This is a genomic window from Pseudofrankia asymbiotica, from assembly GCF_001983105.1.
Taxonomy (GTDB): Bacteria; Actinomycetota; Actinomycetes; order Frankiales; family Frankiaceae; genus Pseudofrankia; species Pseudofrankia asymbiotica.
This window is the reverse complement of the sequence record NZ_MOMC01000008.1, coordinates 153,086-169,594: the sequence shown is the minus strand read 5'-3', so window position 1 is coordinate 169,594 and position 16,509 is coordinate 153,086. Positions and strand designations below refer to the sequence as shown.

Annotated in this window: 15 protein-coding genes and 3 pseudogenes; 9 read left to right on the top strand and 9 right to left on the bottom strand. The window is 71.4% G+C overall.

All coding sequences use genetic code 11. The annotated features are described in order from the left end of the window. Positions 1 to 2: 2 nt before the first annotated feature. Both BL253_RS45765 and BL253_RS03720 read right to left on the bottom strand, forming a co-directional pair. Positions 3 to 119, bottom strand: a pseudogene (locus BL253_RS45765) (recombinase family protein); the annotation flags it as partial. A 190-nt stretch (positions 120 to 309) separates the two neighbouring features. Then, positions 310 to 735: a GNAT family N-acetyltransferase gene (locus tag BL253_RS03720; protein WP_081437962.1), complete on the bottom strand. Its 426-nt coding sequence runs from the start codon at positions 733 to 735 to the stop codon at positions 310 to 312. 306 nt (positions 736 to 1,041) lie between these two features. Here BL253_RS03720 and BL253_RS03715 point away from each other — a divergent pair, with 306 nt between their 5' ends. After that, the gene (locus BL253_RS03715) at positions 1,042 to 1,824 is read left to right on the top strand and encodes a class I SAM-dependent methyltransferase (RefSeq protein WP_076813548.1); all 783 of its coding nucleotides are present in this window, start codon (positions 1,042 to 1,044) and stop codon (positions 1,822 to 1,824) included. A gap of 415 nt (positions 1,825 to 2,239) precedes the next feature. Here the strand turns inward: BL253_RS03715 and BL253_RS03710 are convergent, their stop codons facing one another. From BL253_RS03710 to BL253_RS43420, 3 genes are all read right to left on the bottom strand, one after another. Beyond that, complete coding sequence (locus tag BL253_RS03710) at positions 2,240 to 3,544, bottom strand: MFS transporter (protein ID WP_076813546.1); 1,305 nt, start codon at positions 3,542 to 3,544, stop codon at positions 2,240 to 2,242. Further along, positions 3,541 to 4,080, bottom strand: coding sequence for an ArsR/SmtB family transcription factor (locus BL253_RS03705; RefSeq protein WP_076813545.1), 540 nt, complete (start codon positions 4,078 to 4,080; stop codon positions 3,541 to 3,543). The genes BL253_RS03710 and BL253_RS03705 overlap by 4 nt, the downstream gene beginning before the upstream one ends. A 223-nt stretch (positions 4,081 to 4,303) precedes the next feature. Further along, positions 4,304 to 5,260, bottom strand: coding sequence for a tyrosine-type recombinase/integrase (locus tag BL253_RS43420; RefSeq protein ID WP_241834495.1), 957 nt, complete (start codon positions 5,258 to 5,260; stop codon positions 4,304 to 4,306). A gap of 152 nt (positions 5,261 to 5,412) precedes the next feature. Here BL253_RS43420 and BL253_RS03695 point away from each other — a divergent pair, with 152 nt between their 5' ends. The 3 genes from BL253_RS03695 (at position 5,413) to BL253_RS03685 (ending at position 7,764) form a co-directional block, all read left to right on the top strand. Continuing rightward, positions 5,413 to 5,973: a hypothetical protein gene (locus tag BL253_RS03695; protein WP_076813543.1), complete on the top strand. Its 561-nt coding sequence runs from the start codon at positions 5,413 to 5,415 to the stop codon at positions 5,971 to 5,973. Between the two features lie 31 nt (positions 5,974 to 6,004). Then, positions 6,005 to 6,853, top strand: coding sequence for an endonuclease/exonuclease/phosphatase family protein (locus tag BL253_RS03690; protein WP_076813541.1), 849 nt, complete (start codon positions 6,005 to 6,007; stop codon positions 6,851 to 6,853). 65 nt (positions 6,854 to 6,918) lie between these two features. Then, the gene (locus BL253_RS03685) at positions 6,919 to 7,764 is read left to right on the top strand and encodes a hypothetical protein (protein WP_076813539.1); all 846 of its coding nucleotides are present in this window, start codon (positions 6,919 to 6,921) and stop codon (positions 7,762 to 7,764) included. On the opposite strand, the gene BL253_RS03680 is transcribed toward BL253_RS03685, so the two are convergent. The 3 genes from BL253_RS03680 to BL253_RS03675 form a co-directional block, all read right to left on the bottom strand. Further along, positions 7,755 to 8,564: an aldo/keto reductase gene (locus tag BL253_RS03680; protein WP_076813538.1), complete on the bottom strand. Its 810-nt coding sequence runs from the start codon at positions 8,562 to 8,564 to the stop codon at positions 7,755 to 7,757. The genes BL253_RS03685 and BL253_RS03680 overlap by 10 nt on opposite strands. 73 nt (positions 8,565 to 8,637) lie before the next feature. Further along, positions 8,638 to 8,763, bottom strand: a complete 126-nt coding sequence (locus BL253_RS44655; RefSeq protein ID WP_274535171.1) for a hypothetical protein — start codon at positions 8,761 to 8,763, stop codon at positions 8,638 to 8,640. Positions 8,764 to 9,019: 256 nt separating this feature from the next. Then, positions 9,020 to 9,283: a hypothetical protein gene (locus BL253_RS03675; RefSeq protein WP_076813536.1), complete on the bottom strand. Its 264-nt coding sequence runs from the start codon at positions 9,281 to 9,283 to the stop codon at positions 9,020 to 9,022. A gap of 85 nt (positions 9,284 to 9,368) precedes the next feature. On the opposite strand from BL253_RS03675, the gene BL253_RS42160 reads away from it, so the two are divergent. From BL253_RS42160 to BL253_RS03655, 5 genes and pseudogenes are all read left to right on the top strand, one after another. Next, on the top strand, positions 9,369 to 9,536 hold the full coding sequence (locus BL253_RS42160; RefSeq protein ID WP_158230322.1) for a hypothetical protein: 168 nt from the start codon (positions 9,369 to 9,371) through the stop codon (positions 9,534 to 9,536). 225 nt (positions 9,537 to 9,761) lie between these two features. Beyond that, positions 9,762 to 12,860 (top strand): annotated as a pseudogene (locus BL253_RS03670) (Tn3 family transposase). A gap of 122 nt (positions 12,861 to 12,982) precedes the next feature. Continuing rightward, positions 12,983 to 14,209, top strand: a pseudogene (locus BL253_RS03665) (MFS transporter); the annotation flags it as partial. Positions 14,210 to 14,363: 154 nt separating this feature from the next. Beyond that, positions 14,364 to 14,945, top strand: coding sequence for a recombinase family protein (locus tag BL253_RS03660; RefSeq protein WP_076813535.1), 582 nt, complete (start codon positions 14,364 to 14,366; stop codon positions 14,943 to 14,945). After that, positions 14,942 to 15,763 (top strand): abortive infection family protein, encoded by an 822-nt coding sequence (locus BL253_RS03655; protein WP_198946141.1) that lies wholly within the window; start codon positions 14,942 to 14,944, stop codon positions 15,761 to 15,763. Before BL253_RS03660 ends, BL253_RS03655 begins: the two co-directional genes overlap by 4 nt. On the opposite strand, the gene BL253_RS43415 is transcribed toward BL253_RS03655, so the two are convergent. Continuing rightward, positions 15,684 to 16,394, bottom strand: a complete 711-nt coding sequence (locus BL253_RS43415; protein WP_241834493.1) for a DUF4158 domain-containing protein — start codon at positions 16,392 to 16,394, stop codon at positions 15,684 to 15,686. The two genes, BL253_RS03655 and BL253_RS43415, sit on opposite strands and share 80 nt — an antisense overlap. Positions 16,395 to 16,509: the final 115 nt, after the last annotated feature.

Here is a 16,509-nt window from a genome sequence, read left to right as displayed (position 1 = left end):
CGGATGAACTCGGCGAGGGCGGCGAAGACGTGGAAGGCGAGCCGGCCGCCGGGGGGGGTGGTGTCGAGGTTCTCGTGCAGCGACGTGAAACCGACGCCACGCCGCCGCAGGTCGCCCACCGTGGTGATTCGGTGGGCTCTAGGGCCGCGGACACGGCCGCGATCATCTCAGCGAACAGCCTGCCCGGGGTTATTGAACCTCCGGGTTTTTGAAGGAGTTTTTGACGACTCCAGCGTCCTTGTCGATGATCTCTGGTCGATCTTCAGGAAACGAACGTTTCTTGAAGATCCCTCTGTGCGAAGCACACGATCATGGGTCTGGAACCAGCCGTAGGAGTCCCGCCGTGGTCCGTCGGAACCCGCACTGCTTGTAGAAGGGTTCCAGGTGTGGTTCGTAGTCCACGTGCAGCCACTCGGCACCGCGTGCCCTCGCCTCGGCCGCGGCGGCGCGCACCAGACGTATCCCGAGCCCTTGGCGGCGCTCGTCGGGGTGAACGGTGGTGTCGAGCACGAAGGCATGTACGCCGCCGTCACCGACGACGTTGACGAATCCGACTAGCCGTCCTGCGCGCCGTGCCGCGATCCACGTGAGGCTGCGGGCCAGCACCGGCGCGTACGACGAAGGCTCGCGGTCCGGCCATGACGAGTCGAACAGCTCGTTGAGTTCGGCGTCGGTCAGATCAGGACGTACGACCTGCGTCGCACCGCTGGCATGAGAAGGATCATCGGTCGTCACGCACGGCAGCCTGCCACGCGGCCGCACGTCGTGCGTTCCGCTCGCCGGAGACCCTCTTCCCGAACAAGCACCAGCTGGCGGAACGAGGAGGCCGGTCACAGCCGAGAAGTGCACGGATAGCCCCCGCTCACCGCACAGATCACCGGACACCCTAATGAAACGGCATCCGAGCTGGTCGTCGCCGTTTCCCAGGATCGATGATCGCGGGTGTTTGTTGGGGGATCCCCCGACAAACACTCTCAGGGCGTCACGCTGGCAGCCTCACCGAAGATCGACCGGTATCCAAGGTGTCCTACGATCATCGGTATGGCGCACGAGGCCGACGGCCATGTACCGGTCAATCGGCGGCACTGGGACGAGCACCTGTCGGCCTGGTTCGACCGGTACGCCCATCGTCGCTGGGCCGCGGACGAACCGTTCTGGGGCATGTGGTGCGTCCCCCAGTCCCGGCTGCCGGTCCTGCCGCCGGACGTGRCTGGCGCCTCGGCCGTCGAGCTGGGCTGCGGCAGCGCCTACGTGTCGGCCTGGCTTGCCGGTCGCGGCGCACACCCGGTCGGTGTCGATGTCTCGGCCCGGCAGCTGGCCACCGCGCGCGCCATGCAGGACGAGTTCGAGCTGCGCTTCCCGCTGGTCCACGGGGACGCCGAGCGGGTGCCGCTGACAGACGCCTGCGCCGACCTGGTGATCAACGAGTACGGCGCGGCGGTCTGGTGCGATCCCTACCGCTGGATCCCGGAGGCGGCCCGGCTGCTGCGCCCTGGCGGCCGGCTGGTGTTCCTGACCCACTCTCCCCTGGCCCGCCTGTGCAGGCCGGAGACCGGACCGGCCACCGATCGCCTGGTACACAGCCTGTTCGGACTACACCAGCTGGTGCGCGTTGGCAGTTCGGGCCGGGAGTACCGGCAGTTCGCGCTGCCGCACGGGGAGTCGATCCGGCTCATGGCCGCGTGCGGCCTCGTCGTGGAGGACCTGATCGAGGTTCAGGTGCCACCGGATGCCACCGACAACAACAACGACTTTCCCGAGATCCCATCCGAGTGGGCCCAGCGTTGGCCCGCCGAGGAGGTCTGGTTCGCCCGGCGCCGCTGATCCGTCGGGCCCTCGGCGAAGGCGGCTCCGACCGAGGAACTGCCACCGTCAATGAGCGAGGAAGAACCACGACACCTACCGCTGTCGCGGTCGAGGCTGCGACCTCAGCGAATGCAGATCCGATCTGTCGATCATGGTGAGCTACCGGAAGCGGAACCCCGCGTCGATCCTGAACTACCGCGAGAGGTACTGGACCGAGTTCGGAGGATACGCCGAGCCCGATCCGGAGCACGACATCTGGAACGACAATCCGACGGTCGGGCTGCGCGGCCGGCCCCGCGCGCCGCACGCACGAGGGCGACGAGGATTGACGGCCGCGCACCCACCCCGCCGGGCCACTCGTCGCATCCCGTGGAGGCCAGGCGCCCGACGCTCCGGCGAGGGCGAGGGACGCCGAGTTGGGCCTAGCACTGGCTCACGGACTCGCGGTGCCCTGCATGGCAGGCTCCTGGGCCGGATCCCGGGATTCCAGGTGATCTGGATCATCGGTGGGGCCGGCGGCACGCAGCGCGGCCTCGACCCGGCGGTTGCTGGTCATGGTCGCGGTGACGGTGGTCATGGCGAGGAGGAGGCCGGCGGCGGTGTAGAGCGGGGTGCGTACGTCGTAGGTGGTGGCCAGCCAGCCGCCGAGGAAGGCGCCGAACGGGGCGGCGCACAGGGCGAGCATGCGGGAGGTGGAGGCGACCCGGCCCATCAGGTGGGCGGGGACGATCGCCTGTCGGAGGGAGGGGCCGAGCACCATCGTGGCGCCCATGCCCGCTCCGCAGACGGCGAGCGCGAGGCCGGCGACGTACGGGTTCGGGGCGGCGGCAAGGCCCAGGATCGCGAGTCCCTCGACCGCGGCCGTGCAGGTCAGCGCGGTGCCGGTGCCGAGCCGCCGGCCGAGGAAGGAGGCGATGCCCGCGCCGAGCAGACCGCCGGTGGCCTCCGCCGTGAGGAGCAGGCCGAAGCCGAAGGTGTCGATGCCGAGACGATCGTGCGCGAAGAGGGCGAGCACGGTCTCCACGGCGAGGAAGGCGATGTTCCCGACCGCCGGGCGCAACGCGAGCCCGAGCAGCAACTGATCCCGGAATACGTATGAGGCGCCGGCCCGCGCCTGCCGCGGCAGCGACTCACGGGCCTGCGGTACGGGTCGGGGTGCGGCGGGCAGCGACCGTACGAGCAGTGCGGAGAGCGCGAACGACGCCGCGTCGGCGAGCAGCGGAACCGTCCGCCCGAGCGCGAGCAGGGCACTGCCCGCGGGTGGCCCCGCGAAGCCGGACCCGGCGGTCTGGGTGCCGCGCAGGCGGGAGTTGGCGCGCTCCAGGAGCGCGGGGTCGCGGCCGAGCAGATCCGGCAGATAGGCCGTGGCGGCCGTGTCGAAGAAGAGTCCGCCTAGGCCGAGCAGGAAGGCGACGGCGGCGAGCAGCGGAATGCTCAGCACGCCGAGCGCGGCCGCTGCCGCCGGTATCCCGAGCAGCACCGCGCGCGCCGCGTCCGTGACCCACATCGTGCGCCGACGGTCCCAGCGGTCCACCAGCGCACCGCCGAGCACCCCGAACAGCAGCCACGGCAGCGTTCCGGCGGCCGTGACGACGGCGAGCGCCATCGGATCCCGCGTCAACGTCAACGCGAGCAGCGGCAGCGCGGCATGCGTCACCCCGTCGCCGAGCGAGGACACCGTCTGCGCGGTCCACAGCCGTCCGAACTCGGCTGGCAGCTTCCGACTGTCTGAGGTCACTTGGCGGCCCCTTCGGCCTGCGCGCACGACGCAGGGTGGAACAGCGCGAAGACGAGTGACGCGTCCGGCAGCGACGGATCGGACAGCTCCCGGTACTCGTCCGCCAGTGCGTCCAGCCGCGCCCCCAGCTGGGCGAACTGCTCCTCGGTGAGCCGCAGATGCRCCATCCGTACGTGCCGTTCGCCATCCACCGGCGCCGCCTCCAGGTCCGCCACCGCATGCCGCATCAGCACATCCGGCCCTCCCTCGCCCGGATCCGGCAGCGCGATCGCCCGCGCGGCCATCGCGTAGTACCGCTCGGTGACCCCCCGGACCTTCCGCGTCCGTACGACCTTCACCAGGCCGGCCCGTTCGAGCAGCCGTACGTGGTAGCTGGAGCTCCCCTTCGCGAGGCCAACCCGCTCGGCGATCTGCGTGATCGTCGCGGGCTCGAAGCGGAGCACGGCCATGATCCGATGACGCGTGAGATTCGAGACGGCGCGTAGCTGCTCGTCAGTGGTGACATGGAATGTCTCGGGAAGATCGTCGTTGGGCATGCCCCAATGGTCAACGTTTCTTGACCATTGGGCAAGGGGTCTTCGGCGCGAGCTTCCGGAACGTGATCGGGGTCATAAGTGACACTTCGGAGCCGCCTGGTCACCCTGTACTTCTCGTCGCCGAACCCCTCGCCCGCCGGATCCGGGACTACGCGAGCCGCGGGGGTCGCCGTAGTACTCGCGAAATATCGGGCGGATATGCCTGACGTGCGTTGATCCCGGGCTACCCCCGGCGCCGCGGGCTGGACAGTGTCTCGGTGGCCTGGTGTACGGCGGCCAGGCCTGGTTTGACGTAGCGCTGCACGCTGCGCAGCGACTTGTGCCCGGTCTTGGCCATGATCACATTCGCGGAGGTGTTGGCGTCCCCGAGATGGGTCGCCGAGCTGTGCCGGAGCTGGTGGAGGCGCAGCCCATCGCCGTAGCGGCCGAGCAGGATCCGCGCCCGGTCGTAGCCCAGCCGGGCCCGTCCTGTCTCCGGGCGGAGGTCGCGCGGGTCGGTCGTCGCGCGGCGGTGCGGGCCGGGCCTGGACGCCGAGAGGAACAGCGGGCCGCGTGTGCGGCCGGCGATCAGCCGGGGCAGCAGGTGGGCGGTGTCAGTGCCCCAGGTGATCCACATCGTGTCGCCGCCCTTGACGGTGACCCGGGCCTGCTTGTTCGGCAGGTCCAGGTCCTCGATGTTGAGCGCGAGCACCGCGGAGGCCCTGCTGGCGGACTCGTAGAGCATCCGCCACAGCGTCTTCTCCCGCAGCGGGACGTCGCGGCGCCGGCACAGCCGGTCGATCCGGGCCCGGGACACGGCCTTGGTGTCGTCGTTGTGCTCGCGCCGCCGTTCGGCGGCGGCAGGCACCGTCGGCGTGGCCCAGTGCTGCCGGGTGGCGCACCAGGTCAGCCACGAGCCGACCGCGGCACGGTTGCGGTTCCAGGTCGCGGGCTTCGCCGCGCCCCACAGCTCGGTCAGCGCGTCACCGACCTCGGCGTCGGCGATGTCGGCCAGTGACCGGTCCGGGCCGAGCACTTCGGCGGCCCGGTCGAGCACGTTCGTGTAGGCGCGCAGCGTGTGCGAGTTGCCGCTGATCGCCGGCGCGTCGAGGAAGGCGTCGACGGCGGCGCGCACGGTCGCCCCGCCGGACGTGCCGGTTACGGCCCGGCGGCCGTCGAGCTTGGTCACCGTCGCTGCCACCCCGCCGCCCCTTCGCCTCGATCGACCTACCGGATAACCCGCACGAGTCGCGTCCTGGCGACCGCGGTGTTCGTGCTGGCCACCAGACCCTGGTTTGGATCACACTACCGGATAATGGTCTATTATCCGGTGGGTCGAGCCAGGGGGCGCCGGTGCCGCGAGACGACGAGGTGACCGTGGTGACCTCGGGCATCGACACGACGGTCGCCGACGTGTCCGGCACCGGGCCGGTCGTGATCTGGGTCCTCGACCACGGCCGGGACATCGAGGCGGCGGATCCGTCTGCCTGGCTGGAAGGCCATCACCTGCGTGTGACCCTCCCTTCGGCCGATGTCCCCGTAGCGGCAGGACCGCCTTTCTCACCCATCGGGCCCGCGGAGCTCCAGAGCGCCGACGTCCTGGTCCAGCCGGGTGGCGACGGTCAGGACGACCTCGCGCGGTGCCTGCGCCTGCTGCGGTCCCACCCCGGGCGCGGGGTGACCGCCGCGGGCGATGTCGGACGCTGCGTGGTGGTGGCCCGCTACGCGCAGCCGTTGCGGATCGCGGCCGATCTACCGGCGCCCGTCGTGGCCAGCGCGGTCCATGGCTGGATCAGCTCATGGTGGTGGGCCAGACGGCGCCGCCCGCTCGCTGGCCTCGCGGCCCGGCCGCTGAGTATCGACTACGCCGGCCAGCGTCACCCCGCCGCGGTCACCCTGGCCCCGTCGTTGTGATCACGAAGTTGGAGACTCGGAGAGACAGTCCATGCTGCTGACGATCGTCGTGCAGAACCTCGCCCAGGGCGGGCTCGTCGATGGCGACGGTACGCCGCAGGACCGCTGGCCCGCGCTCGCCGCCCGGCTTGCCCCGCACCGGCCCGACCTGGCGCTGTTGTGCGAGGCGACCGACTGGGACCGCTACGGACATCGCCAGCTCGCCCGCGCCATGGCCGATCTCGACATGGACGCCTGCCCACTGCCCCCGTCGTCGACCGGGATCCGCCCGGCGCTGCTCTACCGACGCGRGACCATGGGCCGCTGGCTGCGCTGGAACACCGACTGGGCCCAGGGCACGATGCACGGCTTCGGGGTCGCGACCTTCGACGTCGGCCTGCCGAAGCCGCTTGCGGTCGTCACGGGACATCTCGACCCGCACAGCCCCGACCGCGCACTGCAGGAAGCGAAGCTGATCGCGACCCGCGGCTACAAATACTCCCCGTTCGCCGTCCTGGGAGCGGACGTGAACTTCCCGCCCGCCCACGGGCCCGAACCCGACTATGCCGCGATGAGGCCGTACAACCTCGCCGCCAGGACCCGGGTCGTCGGGCCGGATGACGAGTTGGTCCCCGACCGGCGGGTCGCGCAGATGCTCGAGCGCTGTGGCTACCTCGACGCGGCCTGGCACCTCTACGAACAGTCCGGCGACCGGGCCCTGCTGCGCCGGACTGGCACTGACGACCGCATCGACCAGATCTGGGTGAGCGGTCCGCTGGGACCCGCGCTGCGCGGCTACCAGCTCCTCGACACTCCGGCCGGCGCCAGCGACCACCATGGCGTCCTGGTCACGGTCGACACCGAGCGGGTCGACACCGAGAGCCTGTGGGACTACCGATGATCAGTCGCGGTCAGCCTACGATCACGGGTGGCGGCTGCCGCCGGTCGCCGGGAGGTGCGCGCGTCGTGTCCCAGACGCCGAGGCTGGATCTGCGGTCCGGGTCTCATGACGAGGTCCTCGCGCGGGTCGAGCGGGCGCTGGACGTGCGGCTGAACCAGGCGGCCGCGGTGCGCAAGCGCCGCTCGATCGGCCTGCCCACCGACGCGGGCACCTGGGTCCGTGTCGAGGCGCGGCCGGCGTCGAAGGTGACCGGCCAGGGCTGGAACGGGACGGAGACCGCGGCCGCGCTGCAAGGGGTCGCCATGCCCGGCTGGTACCAGGGCGTCTCCTGGGCCGAGCGGGACGCGGGGCTGCTGTGGCGGGCGGACGAGACGGACTACGTCGCGGCCCGGCCGGTCAAGCCGGGCGGCATCCTCACCGAGGCCCCGGCGCTGGATGAAGCCTGGTGGTCGACGCTGGCCCGGTCGCTGGCCGCGCTCGCCGGTGCTGATACGACCCGGGTCGCGACCCCGCACACCGTGCCGATCAGCCAGGCGCGCCTCAGCGCGACGATCGGCCGGGTCTTCGGCGACCAGCTCGACACGACACTCGACCGGTGGGTGCCGGCGCACGCCGACCTGAACTGGGCGAACCTGACCGCCCCGGGCTGTGTCCTGCTCGACTGGGAGGACTGGGGCCTGGCCCCGGCCGGCCTCGACGCGGCGAACCTGCTCGTCAACTCGCTCGCCATCCCGGCGCTGGCCGACCGGGTCCGTGACACGTTCGCCGCCGAGCTCGCYAGCCGCACCGGTCGGATCGTCACGCTGTTCCTGTGCGCGGACATCGTGACCGCCCCGGCCGACTACTCCGGTCCGCTGCTCGAGCCGGCTGGCGGACTCGTCGAGGAGCTCCTCAAGGCGCTTCAGGCCTGAGAGGCGGGCCGCGCGGCGAGGAGCTGCCGGTAGCGGGCGACCTGCCCGCCGTCGACCTCCAGGTCGACGGCGGCCGCGAGCGCGCGCAGATGTGCGCCGCTGGTCGAACCGACGGCCACGCGGGCGACGGGGGGAAGCTCGAAGGCCAGCCGGAAGACCGTAGGCATGGCGGCGGCCTGCTGGCCGGGCCGCAGGAACGCCCCGGGAGTGATCCGCTGCCATGCAGGATGGGCGGCGTCCCCCGCGAACGGGCTCATGCCCCACCGCCCCGGCGGCGGCACTCCCAACAGGGCAGCGGCCTGCTCGGCGGCGGCCAGGCCGTCGGCGCCGACCGCCAGTCCCGACCGCACCATCAGCACCTCCGGCCGCGGGAGACCGGTCAGGCCGTCGGCGGCGAGCAGCCGGGCGAGCGGCCGGCTGTCCCAGCAGGAGATCCCCCACGACCCGCACAGTCCGGAGGAGGCCGCGTCGGCCAACGCGGCGCACGTCGCGGCGAGCCGTCCACGGTCGGCCGCCAGGTCCACGCCGGCGAGCGACCGCTCGGGGCTGTGCAGCAGGAGCGTGTCAGGCACCCGGCCGAGCTCGTCCACCGTCTGCGCGGCCGCGCGCCGCAGCCGCGCCGGGTCGAGGGAATGCTCGACGCCGCCGGTCCCGTGGAAGAAGCCGACCTTGGTGGAGACCGTGAACGCACTGAGAAGGTCAGCCGCCTCGGAGCGCAGCGTCCGGTGTGCGGTGAAGCCCCGGTAGTTGCGCGCCGTGTCGAGCGCGCTGATCCCGGCTGCCAGCRCCGCTTCGAGCAGCCCGCGGCGGTGGTCGGACCGGTAGAGCCCGAGGACGACGCGCCGCCCCCCTGCTCCCGCTGGCGAGGCGGTGTCAGCCGTCCCGGTTCTCGCCGCTGTCGCCCACCGCCCCGTCGGAGTGCGCCGACGCCTCGCTGCGGTCGCGGACGACGTCCAGCTCCTCGACCGCCACGACCAGCTCGTCAGGCTCAGCCGCCATGATCACGCCCTCCGTTCGCGCAGGATCCCCAGCCCGCCATCCACCCGAGGACACCCCGAGCGGCACGGTGCGGATCATTGGAACGCTACGCCGCAAGGGCGAAAGTCGCTGCGGCATCGGGAAAAACCCGCGCCTGCGTGACGGCCGACAGCGCCAGCGCCCCCCGGGTATCAGGGCGCATTGACCGACGCCCATCCCTCGCCGAGGGCCCGGTCGGCCCTCTCGCCGGCGTCCGGCTTCTCCTTGGCCTGGCGACTCAGCTCGCGAGCCCGCGCCCCTCGGGCCCCTCGGCTGGGAGTCGGCTGGTGATGTGGCGGTGCGCGGTCATCCGGCCGCGCCCGACGGTCGCCGCGACGGTGTCCAACGGGATGTCCCGGGCCCGCGCCGCGGCCGCGAGCGCCCACATCTTCTCCTCGGCCGCGCGGACGGTCGCCGCGGCGGCGGTCAGCTCGGCGAGCAGGGCCCGGTCGTCATCGTCGGCGGTCCACGCGGGGCGAGGCATGTCCGCCAGCGTAGCCATTTCTGTACCAAAACGGGATGACAACCCGGGACAGTTGCCGTACCATTTTGGTATAGAAACAGCCCCGCTTGAAGGGAAGTACCAGATGGCAGACGCCAGCCAGGACAAGCTCCCCGAGGTCGAGGTGATCGACTTCGTGCACGGCGAGTCGCTCACCTACGTGGTCGATGGCGAGACGGAGACGGTCACAGCCGGCTCTCCCCAGTGGGCCGACATCTTCGGCGGCCAGCCGCCACCCCGGCGGCGCCGGTAGAACCTCACCAGCGGCCCCGGACCGGCACCTCGCCGGCCGGGGCCGCAGCACGTCCGGCCGCCCGGGGCAAGGGCTGGCAAGGCACGAGCCCGGGCCAGGCCGGGCGGTTCCGGGGGTCGAGGAGGATCCGTTCCGCCGTTGGCGGTAGCGATGATCTAGCCGCGATCTGGCCAAGTTCGTCGGTCTTGTGTTCCTCTGTGCGTCGTGGTGGCTACGCTCCGGCGTGTGCCGCTGGAGTTCCTCACGGATGCGCAGGTGGCGCGATTTGACCAGTTCCAGGGGGTGCCGTCGCGGCAGGACCTGGAACGGTTCTTCTTCCTGGATGACCTGGATCGGCATCTGATCTCCGACCGTCGTGGAGATCACCACCGGCTTGGGTTCGTGCTACAGGCGACGACGGTGCGGTATCTGGGGCTGTTCCTGGAAGATCCGCYGGATGTGCCGTGGCCGGTGGTGGAGTACCTCGGCGAGCAGCTGGGGATCGGCGACGTCTTCTGTGTGAAGCGGTACACCGAGCGGGCGAAGACGGCGTACGAGCATGCCTGGGAGATCCGCGACGCCTACGGGTTCCGCCTGTTCGAGGACGACCAGGTGGCGGCCGAGTTCCGCCGGTTCCTCGATGGCCGGGCGTGGACGCATGCGGAGGGGCCCGGGGCGCTGTTCGACGAGGCGGTGGGCTGGCTGCGTCGGGGTCGGGTGCTGCTGCCGGGGATCACGGTGCTGACCCGGCTGGTCAACACGGTCCGGGAGGCGGCGGCGAACCGGATGCACGCCACGCTCGCCGCGGCAGTGGCCGCGACCGACCCGACGCTGCCGGGAACGCTGGTCGGCGCCCTGGCGGTGCCGGCGGGTGGACGGGTGTCGCGGTTGGAGGAGTGGCGGCGTTCGCCGACGCGGGTGTCGGGGCCGGCGCTGGTCAAAGCATTGGACCGGGCGGCCGACCTCGCCGGGCTCGGAGTACGGCGGGTGGACTGTTCGACGGTGCCGACGAACCGGCTGGCGTCGCTTGCCCGGTATGGGCTGGCGAGCAAGGCGCCGGGCCTGGCCGAGCTGGCCGAGCCGCGGCGGACCGCGACGCTGCTGGCGGTGACGCGGCATCTGGACGCGGTCGCGGTCGACGACGCGCTGGACCTGTTCGGCCTGCTGATGACCAGCAAGCTGATCAACCCGACGCGGCAGGCGTCGAACGCCGCACGGCTGGGCTGGCTGCCCCGGCTGGAGGCGGCATCCCGGGTACTGGCGCTGACCGGCCGCGCCCTGCGCGACGTCCTGGACGCGGCGGCGGCCGACGGGCGCGTCGAGGTGGCGGCCGTGTGGGCGGCGCTGGAGGCGATCGCGCCACGGGCGCGGGTCGACGGTGCGATCGCTGTGGTCGAGGAGCTCGTACCGGACGACGACGGCTCGGCGGAGGCGGCGATGCGGGTCGCGCTCGCCGAGCGGTACCGCACGGTGCGCCCGTTCCTACCGCTGCTGGGCGCCTCGTCGCTGGCCGCCGCCGCGGCAGGGAAACCGGTACTGGCGGCGGTACAGGCGCTGCCGGGCCTGGCGGCCCGCAGAGTGAGGGCCAGGCCGCTGACGGCGGACGAGATCGACGGCGGGCTGGTGCCGGCGATGTGGCGGCGCGCGGTCTACGCCAACCCGGACCTGCCGGCCGGGTCGGTCGACCGGGACGCCTACGTGGTCTGCGTGCTCGAGCAGCTGCACCGGGCGCTACGGGTCCGCGACGTCTACGCCGCACCGTCGCACCGCTGGGGCGACCCGCGGGCCCGGCTTCTGGCCGGCCCGGCGTGGACGGCGGTGCGTGAGGAGGTCCTGGACGGACTGGGCCTGTCAGGGCCGGTCGAGACCCATCTGCGCGGCCAGGTCGACGCGCTGGACGCGGCGTGGCGGCAACTGGCCGCCCGGCTGGCCGAGGCCGGGGACACCAGCGCGGTGCGGGTCGTACCGGGCCGCGACGGGCGGATGCGGCTGACCGTCGAACGCCTCGAAGCATTGGAGATCCCGGCGAGCCTGCAGGTGCTGCGGGCGCGGACGGCGGCGATGCTGCCCGAGGTCGACCTGCCCGACCTGCTGTTGGAAGTCCATGCCTGGACCGGGTTCCTCGACGCCTACGTCCACGTCTCCGGCGCGACCGGCCGGATGCGGGACCTGGCGCGCTCGGTCGCGGCGCTGCTGGTCGCCGAGGCGTGCAACGTCGGGCTGGCCCCGGTGACGAACCCGAACGACGACGCGCTGACCCGTGGCCGGCTGTCCCATGTCGACCAGAACTACCTGCGGGCCGAGACCCACACCGGCGCGAACGCCGCCCTGATCGGCGCCCAGAGCCGGATCCCGATCGCCCAGGTGTGGGGCGGCGGGCTGCTCGCCTCCGTCGACGGGCTGCGCTTCGTCGTCCCCGTGCGGACCCTGAACGCCGGCCCGTCCCCGAAGTACTTCGGCTACGGCAAGGGTCTGACCTGGCTCAACGCAGTAAACGACCAGGTCGCCGGGATTGGGGCGAAGGTCGTGGCGGGCACGCCCCGCGACAGCCTGCACATCCTCGACGTGCTGCTCAACCTCGACGCCGGCCCGAAACCCGACCTGGTCGCGACCGACGAGGCGGCCTACTCCGACCTGGTCTTCGGCGTGTTCCGGCTGCTGGGCTACCGGTTCTCCCCGCGGATCGCCGACCTCGGCGACACCCGCTACTGGCGCGCCGGCTGGCCCGGCGACCCGGCCGGCGACTACGGGCCGCTCAACGCCATCGCCCGCAACAAGGTCAACCTGCGCCGGATCGTCGAGCACTGGCCGGACATGCTGCGCGTCGCCGGCTCSCTGGTCACCGGGACGGTCCGCGCCTACGACGTGCTGCGGATGCTCGGCCGTGACGGCCACCCCACCCCGCTGGGGCAGGCGTTCGCCGAGTACGGCCGCCTCGCGAAGACCGCCCATCTGATCGCGATGATCGACCCGGTCGACGACTCCCACCGTCGGGCGGTCAACGCCCAGACCACCGTGCAGGAGTCCCGCCACAAACTTGCCCGCACGATTTTCCACGGCCGGCGCGGGCAGATCTAACAGGCCTACCGCGAGGGGCAGGAAGACCAGCTCGGCGCCCTCGGCCTGGTGCTCAACGCGGTCGTGCTGTGGAACACCCGCTACCTCGACGCCGCCGTCATCGAGCTGCGCGCCCGTGGTCACCCGGTCGCCGACACCGACGTCGCCCGCCTCTCCCCGCTCGRCCACGCCCACCTCAACGTCCTCGGCCGCTACGCCTTTTCCTCCCCGCCGGCCGGCGGGGAGCTACACCCGCTGCGCGACCCCACCATTGCCGAGGAGCAGTAGGCCACGAACCAACGGCCTCTTGAGCGACGAAGGTGAACTGGAGGAGTCGCGTGCGGTTGACAGCCGATGTACGTCCGCTGCGTGTAAAGCCGTTTCGGCGACTGTAGGCCTCGACGGTCGTCACCACAGTCGGAGCCCAGCTCACCGCAGTCGCGGTGCCGCTGCAGATCTACGAGATCACCGGCTCCTCGGCCTGGGTCGGGCTGGCTGGGCTGGCTGGGTTTGGACCGCTGGTGCTCGGCGGGTTGTGGGGCGGGGCGGTCGCGGATGTCGTCGACCGGCGCCGGATGCTGCTCGTGACCAACAGCGGAATCGCGCTCACCTCGACCGTGCTGGGCGTCCACGCCCTCCTCGGTGGGCGGTCCGTGGCATTGCTGCTGGGGCTGGTTGGCGTCGTGCAGGGCCTGTTCGGTGCCAACACGGCAGTGCGCGGCGCGGTCGTGGCCCGACTGGTGCCACCCGGGCTGCGTCCAGCCRCGAACGCCCTGCAGTCCTCGGTTCTCTACGTCGGCGGGATYGTTGGACCGCTGCTGGCCGGCGCCCTGCTCCCCGTGACCGGGACCGGCTGGCTCTATCTCCTTGACGCTCTGACACTGTCCGCGGCCCTGTGGGCGGTGTGGACCCTGYCGTCATTGCCGCGCACGCATGCAGGTACGCGCCGCGCCGGCCCGCGGCAGATCGCGGCTGGCGTGGGATACCTGAGAACACGCCCGATCCTGCTGGTCACCTATCTGGCAGATCTCATCGCGATGCTGTTCGCCAACCCGGTGGCGCTGTTCCCGCAGATAGCGCAGGAGACCTTCGCCGATCCGCGCGGCGGAGGACCGGCCCTCGGCGTGCTCTACGCCGCTCCCTCCATAGGGGCTCTGTGCGCCACGGCCCTATCAGGGACCTTCACCGGCCTGCGTCGCCACGGGACGGTGATGACCGTGGCGGTGTGTGCCTGGGGGCTGGCCATCACCGCGTTTGGCCTCTCCCGCTCGCTGGGCCTGGCCACGCTGTTCCTGGCCCTCGCCGGCGCCGCTCTGATCATCCTGAGCGTGTTCCGCAAGACCGTTCTGCAGGACATGGTTGCCGACGAGATGCGCGGCCGTATGCAGGGCATCGACGTCACCGTCGCCGCCGGCGGCCCGCAACTGGCCTACCTCGCGCACGGCATGGTCGGCGCCACGCTAGGCACCACCTGGGCGGTCAGCGGCGGTGGACTCCTTACGGTGATGGCGATGCTCGCCACCGCCCTGACGTTCCCGGCCTTCTGGCGCTACCGAGCCCCTATCCATCCCGACGAGCCCATTGCGATCCAGACGCCAAGCGTGAGAACAGGCGAAGCCGCCGAGACATCCCCCTAGCTCTGCGTAGCCAGGATCGCCGCCTTCGCTCTTGTCGGTAAACGGTCGTCTGYCGACACCGAGCGGCGATCACCGGTAGACCCCTCGCGGGGCGTCGACAACCCGCGTCGAAATTCAATGTCGACAAACGTCCCGACCGGCTACTGTCGACGCCGTGTTGATCGGCTACGCGCGGGTCTCGACCGCGGACCAGAACCCCGACCACCAGGTCGACGCGCTGCTGCGCGCCGGCGTCGTCGAACGCGACATCCATGTCGACATCGCCAGCGGTGCGAAGGCCTCCCGGCCGAAGTTCGACCTCGTCATGCAGCTGCTGCGCGCCGACGACACACTCAAGGTCACCCGCCTCGACCGGCTCGGCCGCTCCCTGCTGCACCTCGTCACCCTCGGCGCCGAACTTCGCGAGCGCCAGGTCGGCCTGCACGTCGTCGAACAGGGCATCGACACCACCACCGCCGAAGGCCGCGCCATGTTCGGCATGCTCTCGGTGCTCGCCGAGTACCAGCGCGAGCTCATCGTCGCCAACACCCACGACGGCCTCGCCGCCGCCCGCGCCCGCGGCCGCGCCGGCGGCCGCCGACCGCGACTCACCGCCGACCAGGCCGCACTCGCCCAGCAGCTCTACGACGGCGGCCAACACACCGTCGCCCAGATCGCCGCCATGCTCGGCGTCCCGCGCACCACCGTCTACGGCCACCTCGACAAGACCAGCACCCGGACCAGGACACCAGCGTGACCACCGAACTGATCAGCCGAACCACCCGCCGCCTGTTCCGCGAGCTCATGACGGACAGCACCTACGGCCAGATCGACCGGGCGTTCCAGGACGAGGGCTTCGCCCCGAGCACCACCTGCTCCTACACGGACAGCAGCGTTCGGCGCACCCGAACCCAGGAGTACTTCGAATCCGTCACCTGGACCGATCCGAACCAGGTCCTACGCGTACTCCGGGTCTTCGAGACTCTGGTCTACGGCTTCGAAGCCCCCTACACCGACCAGTTCGTCAACTCCCTACGCCGCGACGGGTACCTCGTCGACCAGGACACCGGCCACATAGCCCCCGCGGGCCCCCGTTTCACCGTCGACTCGCTCGCGAACCTGAAGGACCCCTCCGCCATCCGCGAGCACCTTGACCGGATCAGCCGGGCGGTCATCGACGACCCGGCGCTCGCGATCGGCAGTGCGAAGGAACTCATCGAGAGCACCGCGAAGGTCGTCCTGACCGAACGCGGTCTCCCCGTCGACGAGAAGGCCGACGTCCCCGCGCTCATCCGCCAGGCCCAACAGGCCCTCGGCCTGCACCCGTCGGCTGCCGCTCCCGGACCTGACGGCAGCGACGCGGTGAAGAAGATCCTCGGCGCGGTCTCCGGAGTCGCGGTCGGCGTCGCCGAGCTCCGTAACCGTGGCTACGGCACCGGCCACGGCCCGGCCGCCACCCGCGCCGGCCTGCGTCCCCGTCACGCCCATCTCGCGGTCAACGCAGCCCTGACCTGGTGCCAGCTCGTCCTCGACACCCTTGCCGACCCAGAAGCTCCCTGGCGCAAGAACCCTTGATCATCGCTATCGCCAACGGCGGTACGAGTCCTCCTCGACCCCCGTCCAGTCCAGCGCAGCGCTCGTCGGTGAACTCGTGCGCCAGCCGGTCGGACGTCTCCTGCCGCGCGACCTCGCGGGCATGCGCGACGCGCTTCACCACCGTCACCGGCCCCGGCCGGATCACCTTCGCCGAGATCAGGTACTCGCATGCCAGCCGAAACAGCAACGTTGGCGAGTCGTGCTCCATCGCCCGCGCCAGCAGGAACTCGTCCAGATCCTTGAGGTCCAGCGCCGCCGGTACCCGCCAGCCCAGGTACTGCGCCACCAGCCGGAGATGATTCGTGCGTGTTTTGGCCCGTCGTCCGTATGAGCCGATCACGTCCGGGTCGACGCCGCACTGCTCGGCCAGCCGTACCACCGCCGCCCGCGGTGCCGACGTCACGTCGTCCGGCACGAACCCCAGCCACGGCAAGGTGCACAGGGTGACCGCAAGCCCCAGCCGGTCCGTTGGCCCTCGCCCCCGGCCCGGATCGATGAACGCCAGGTCAGATGAGGTCAACGTGAAGAACCGGAACAGCTCCTCCCGGCCGATCTCCGGGAACCCCCGGAGCCCCTCCAACACCTCGTCCGTGACCACCTCGACGGCCACAAGTACCTCCCGCTAGAGCTTGAAGATCCCCAGGCCAGGAGCCTACTGAGCCATATACGCCCGATATTTCGCGAGTACTACGGCGACCCCCCCGCGGGCGGGCGCCGTTCCCCGC

Bases quoted from the DNA above. Each gene is read 5' to 3' on its own strand.
- BL253_RS44655 (WP_274535171.1), bottom strand. From the start codon at position 8,763: ATGGCGGCTGAGCCTGACGAGCTGGTCGTGGCGGTCGAGGAGCTGGAC.
- BL253_RS03675 (WP_076813536.1), bottom strand. From the start codon at position 9,283: ATGGCTACGCTGGCGGACATGCCTCGCCCCGCGTGGACCGCCGACGAT.
- BL253_RS42160 (WP_158230322.1), top strand. From the start codon at position 9,369: ATGGCAGACGCCAGCCAGGACAAGCTCCCCGAGGTCGAGGTGATCGAC.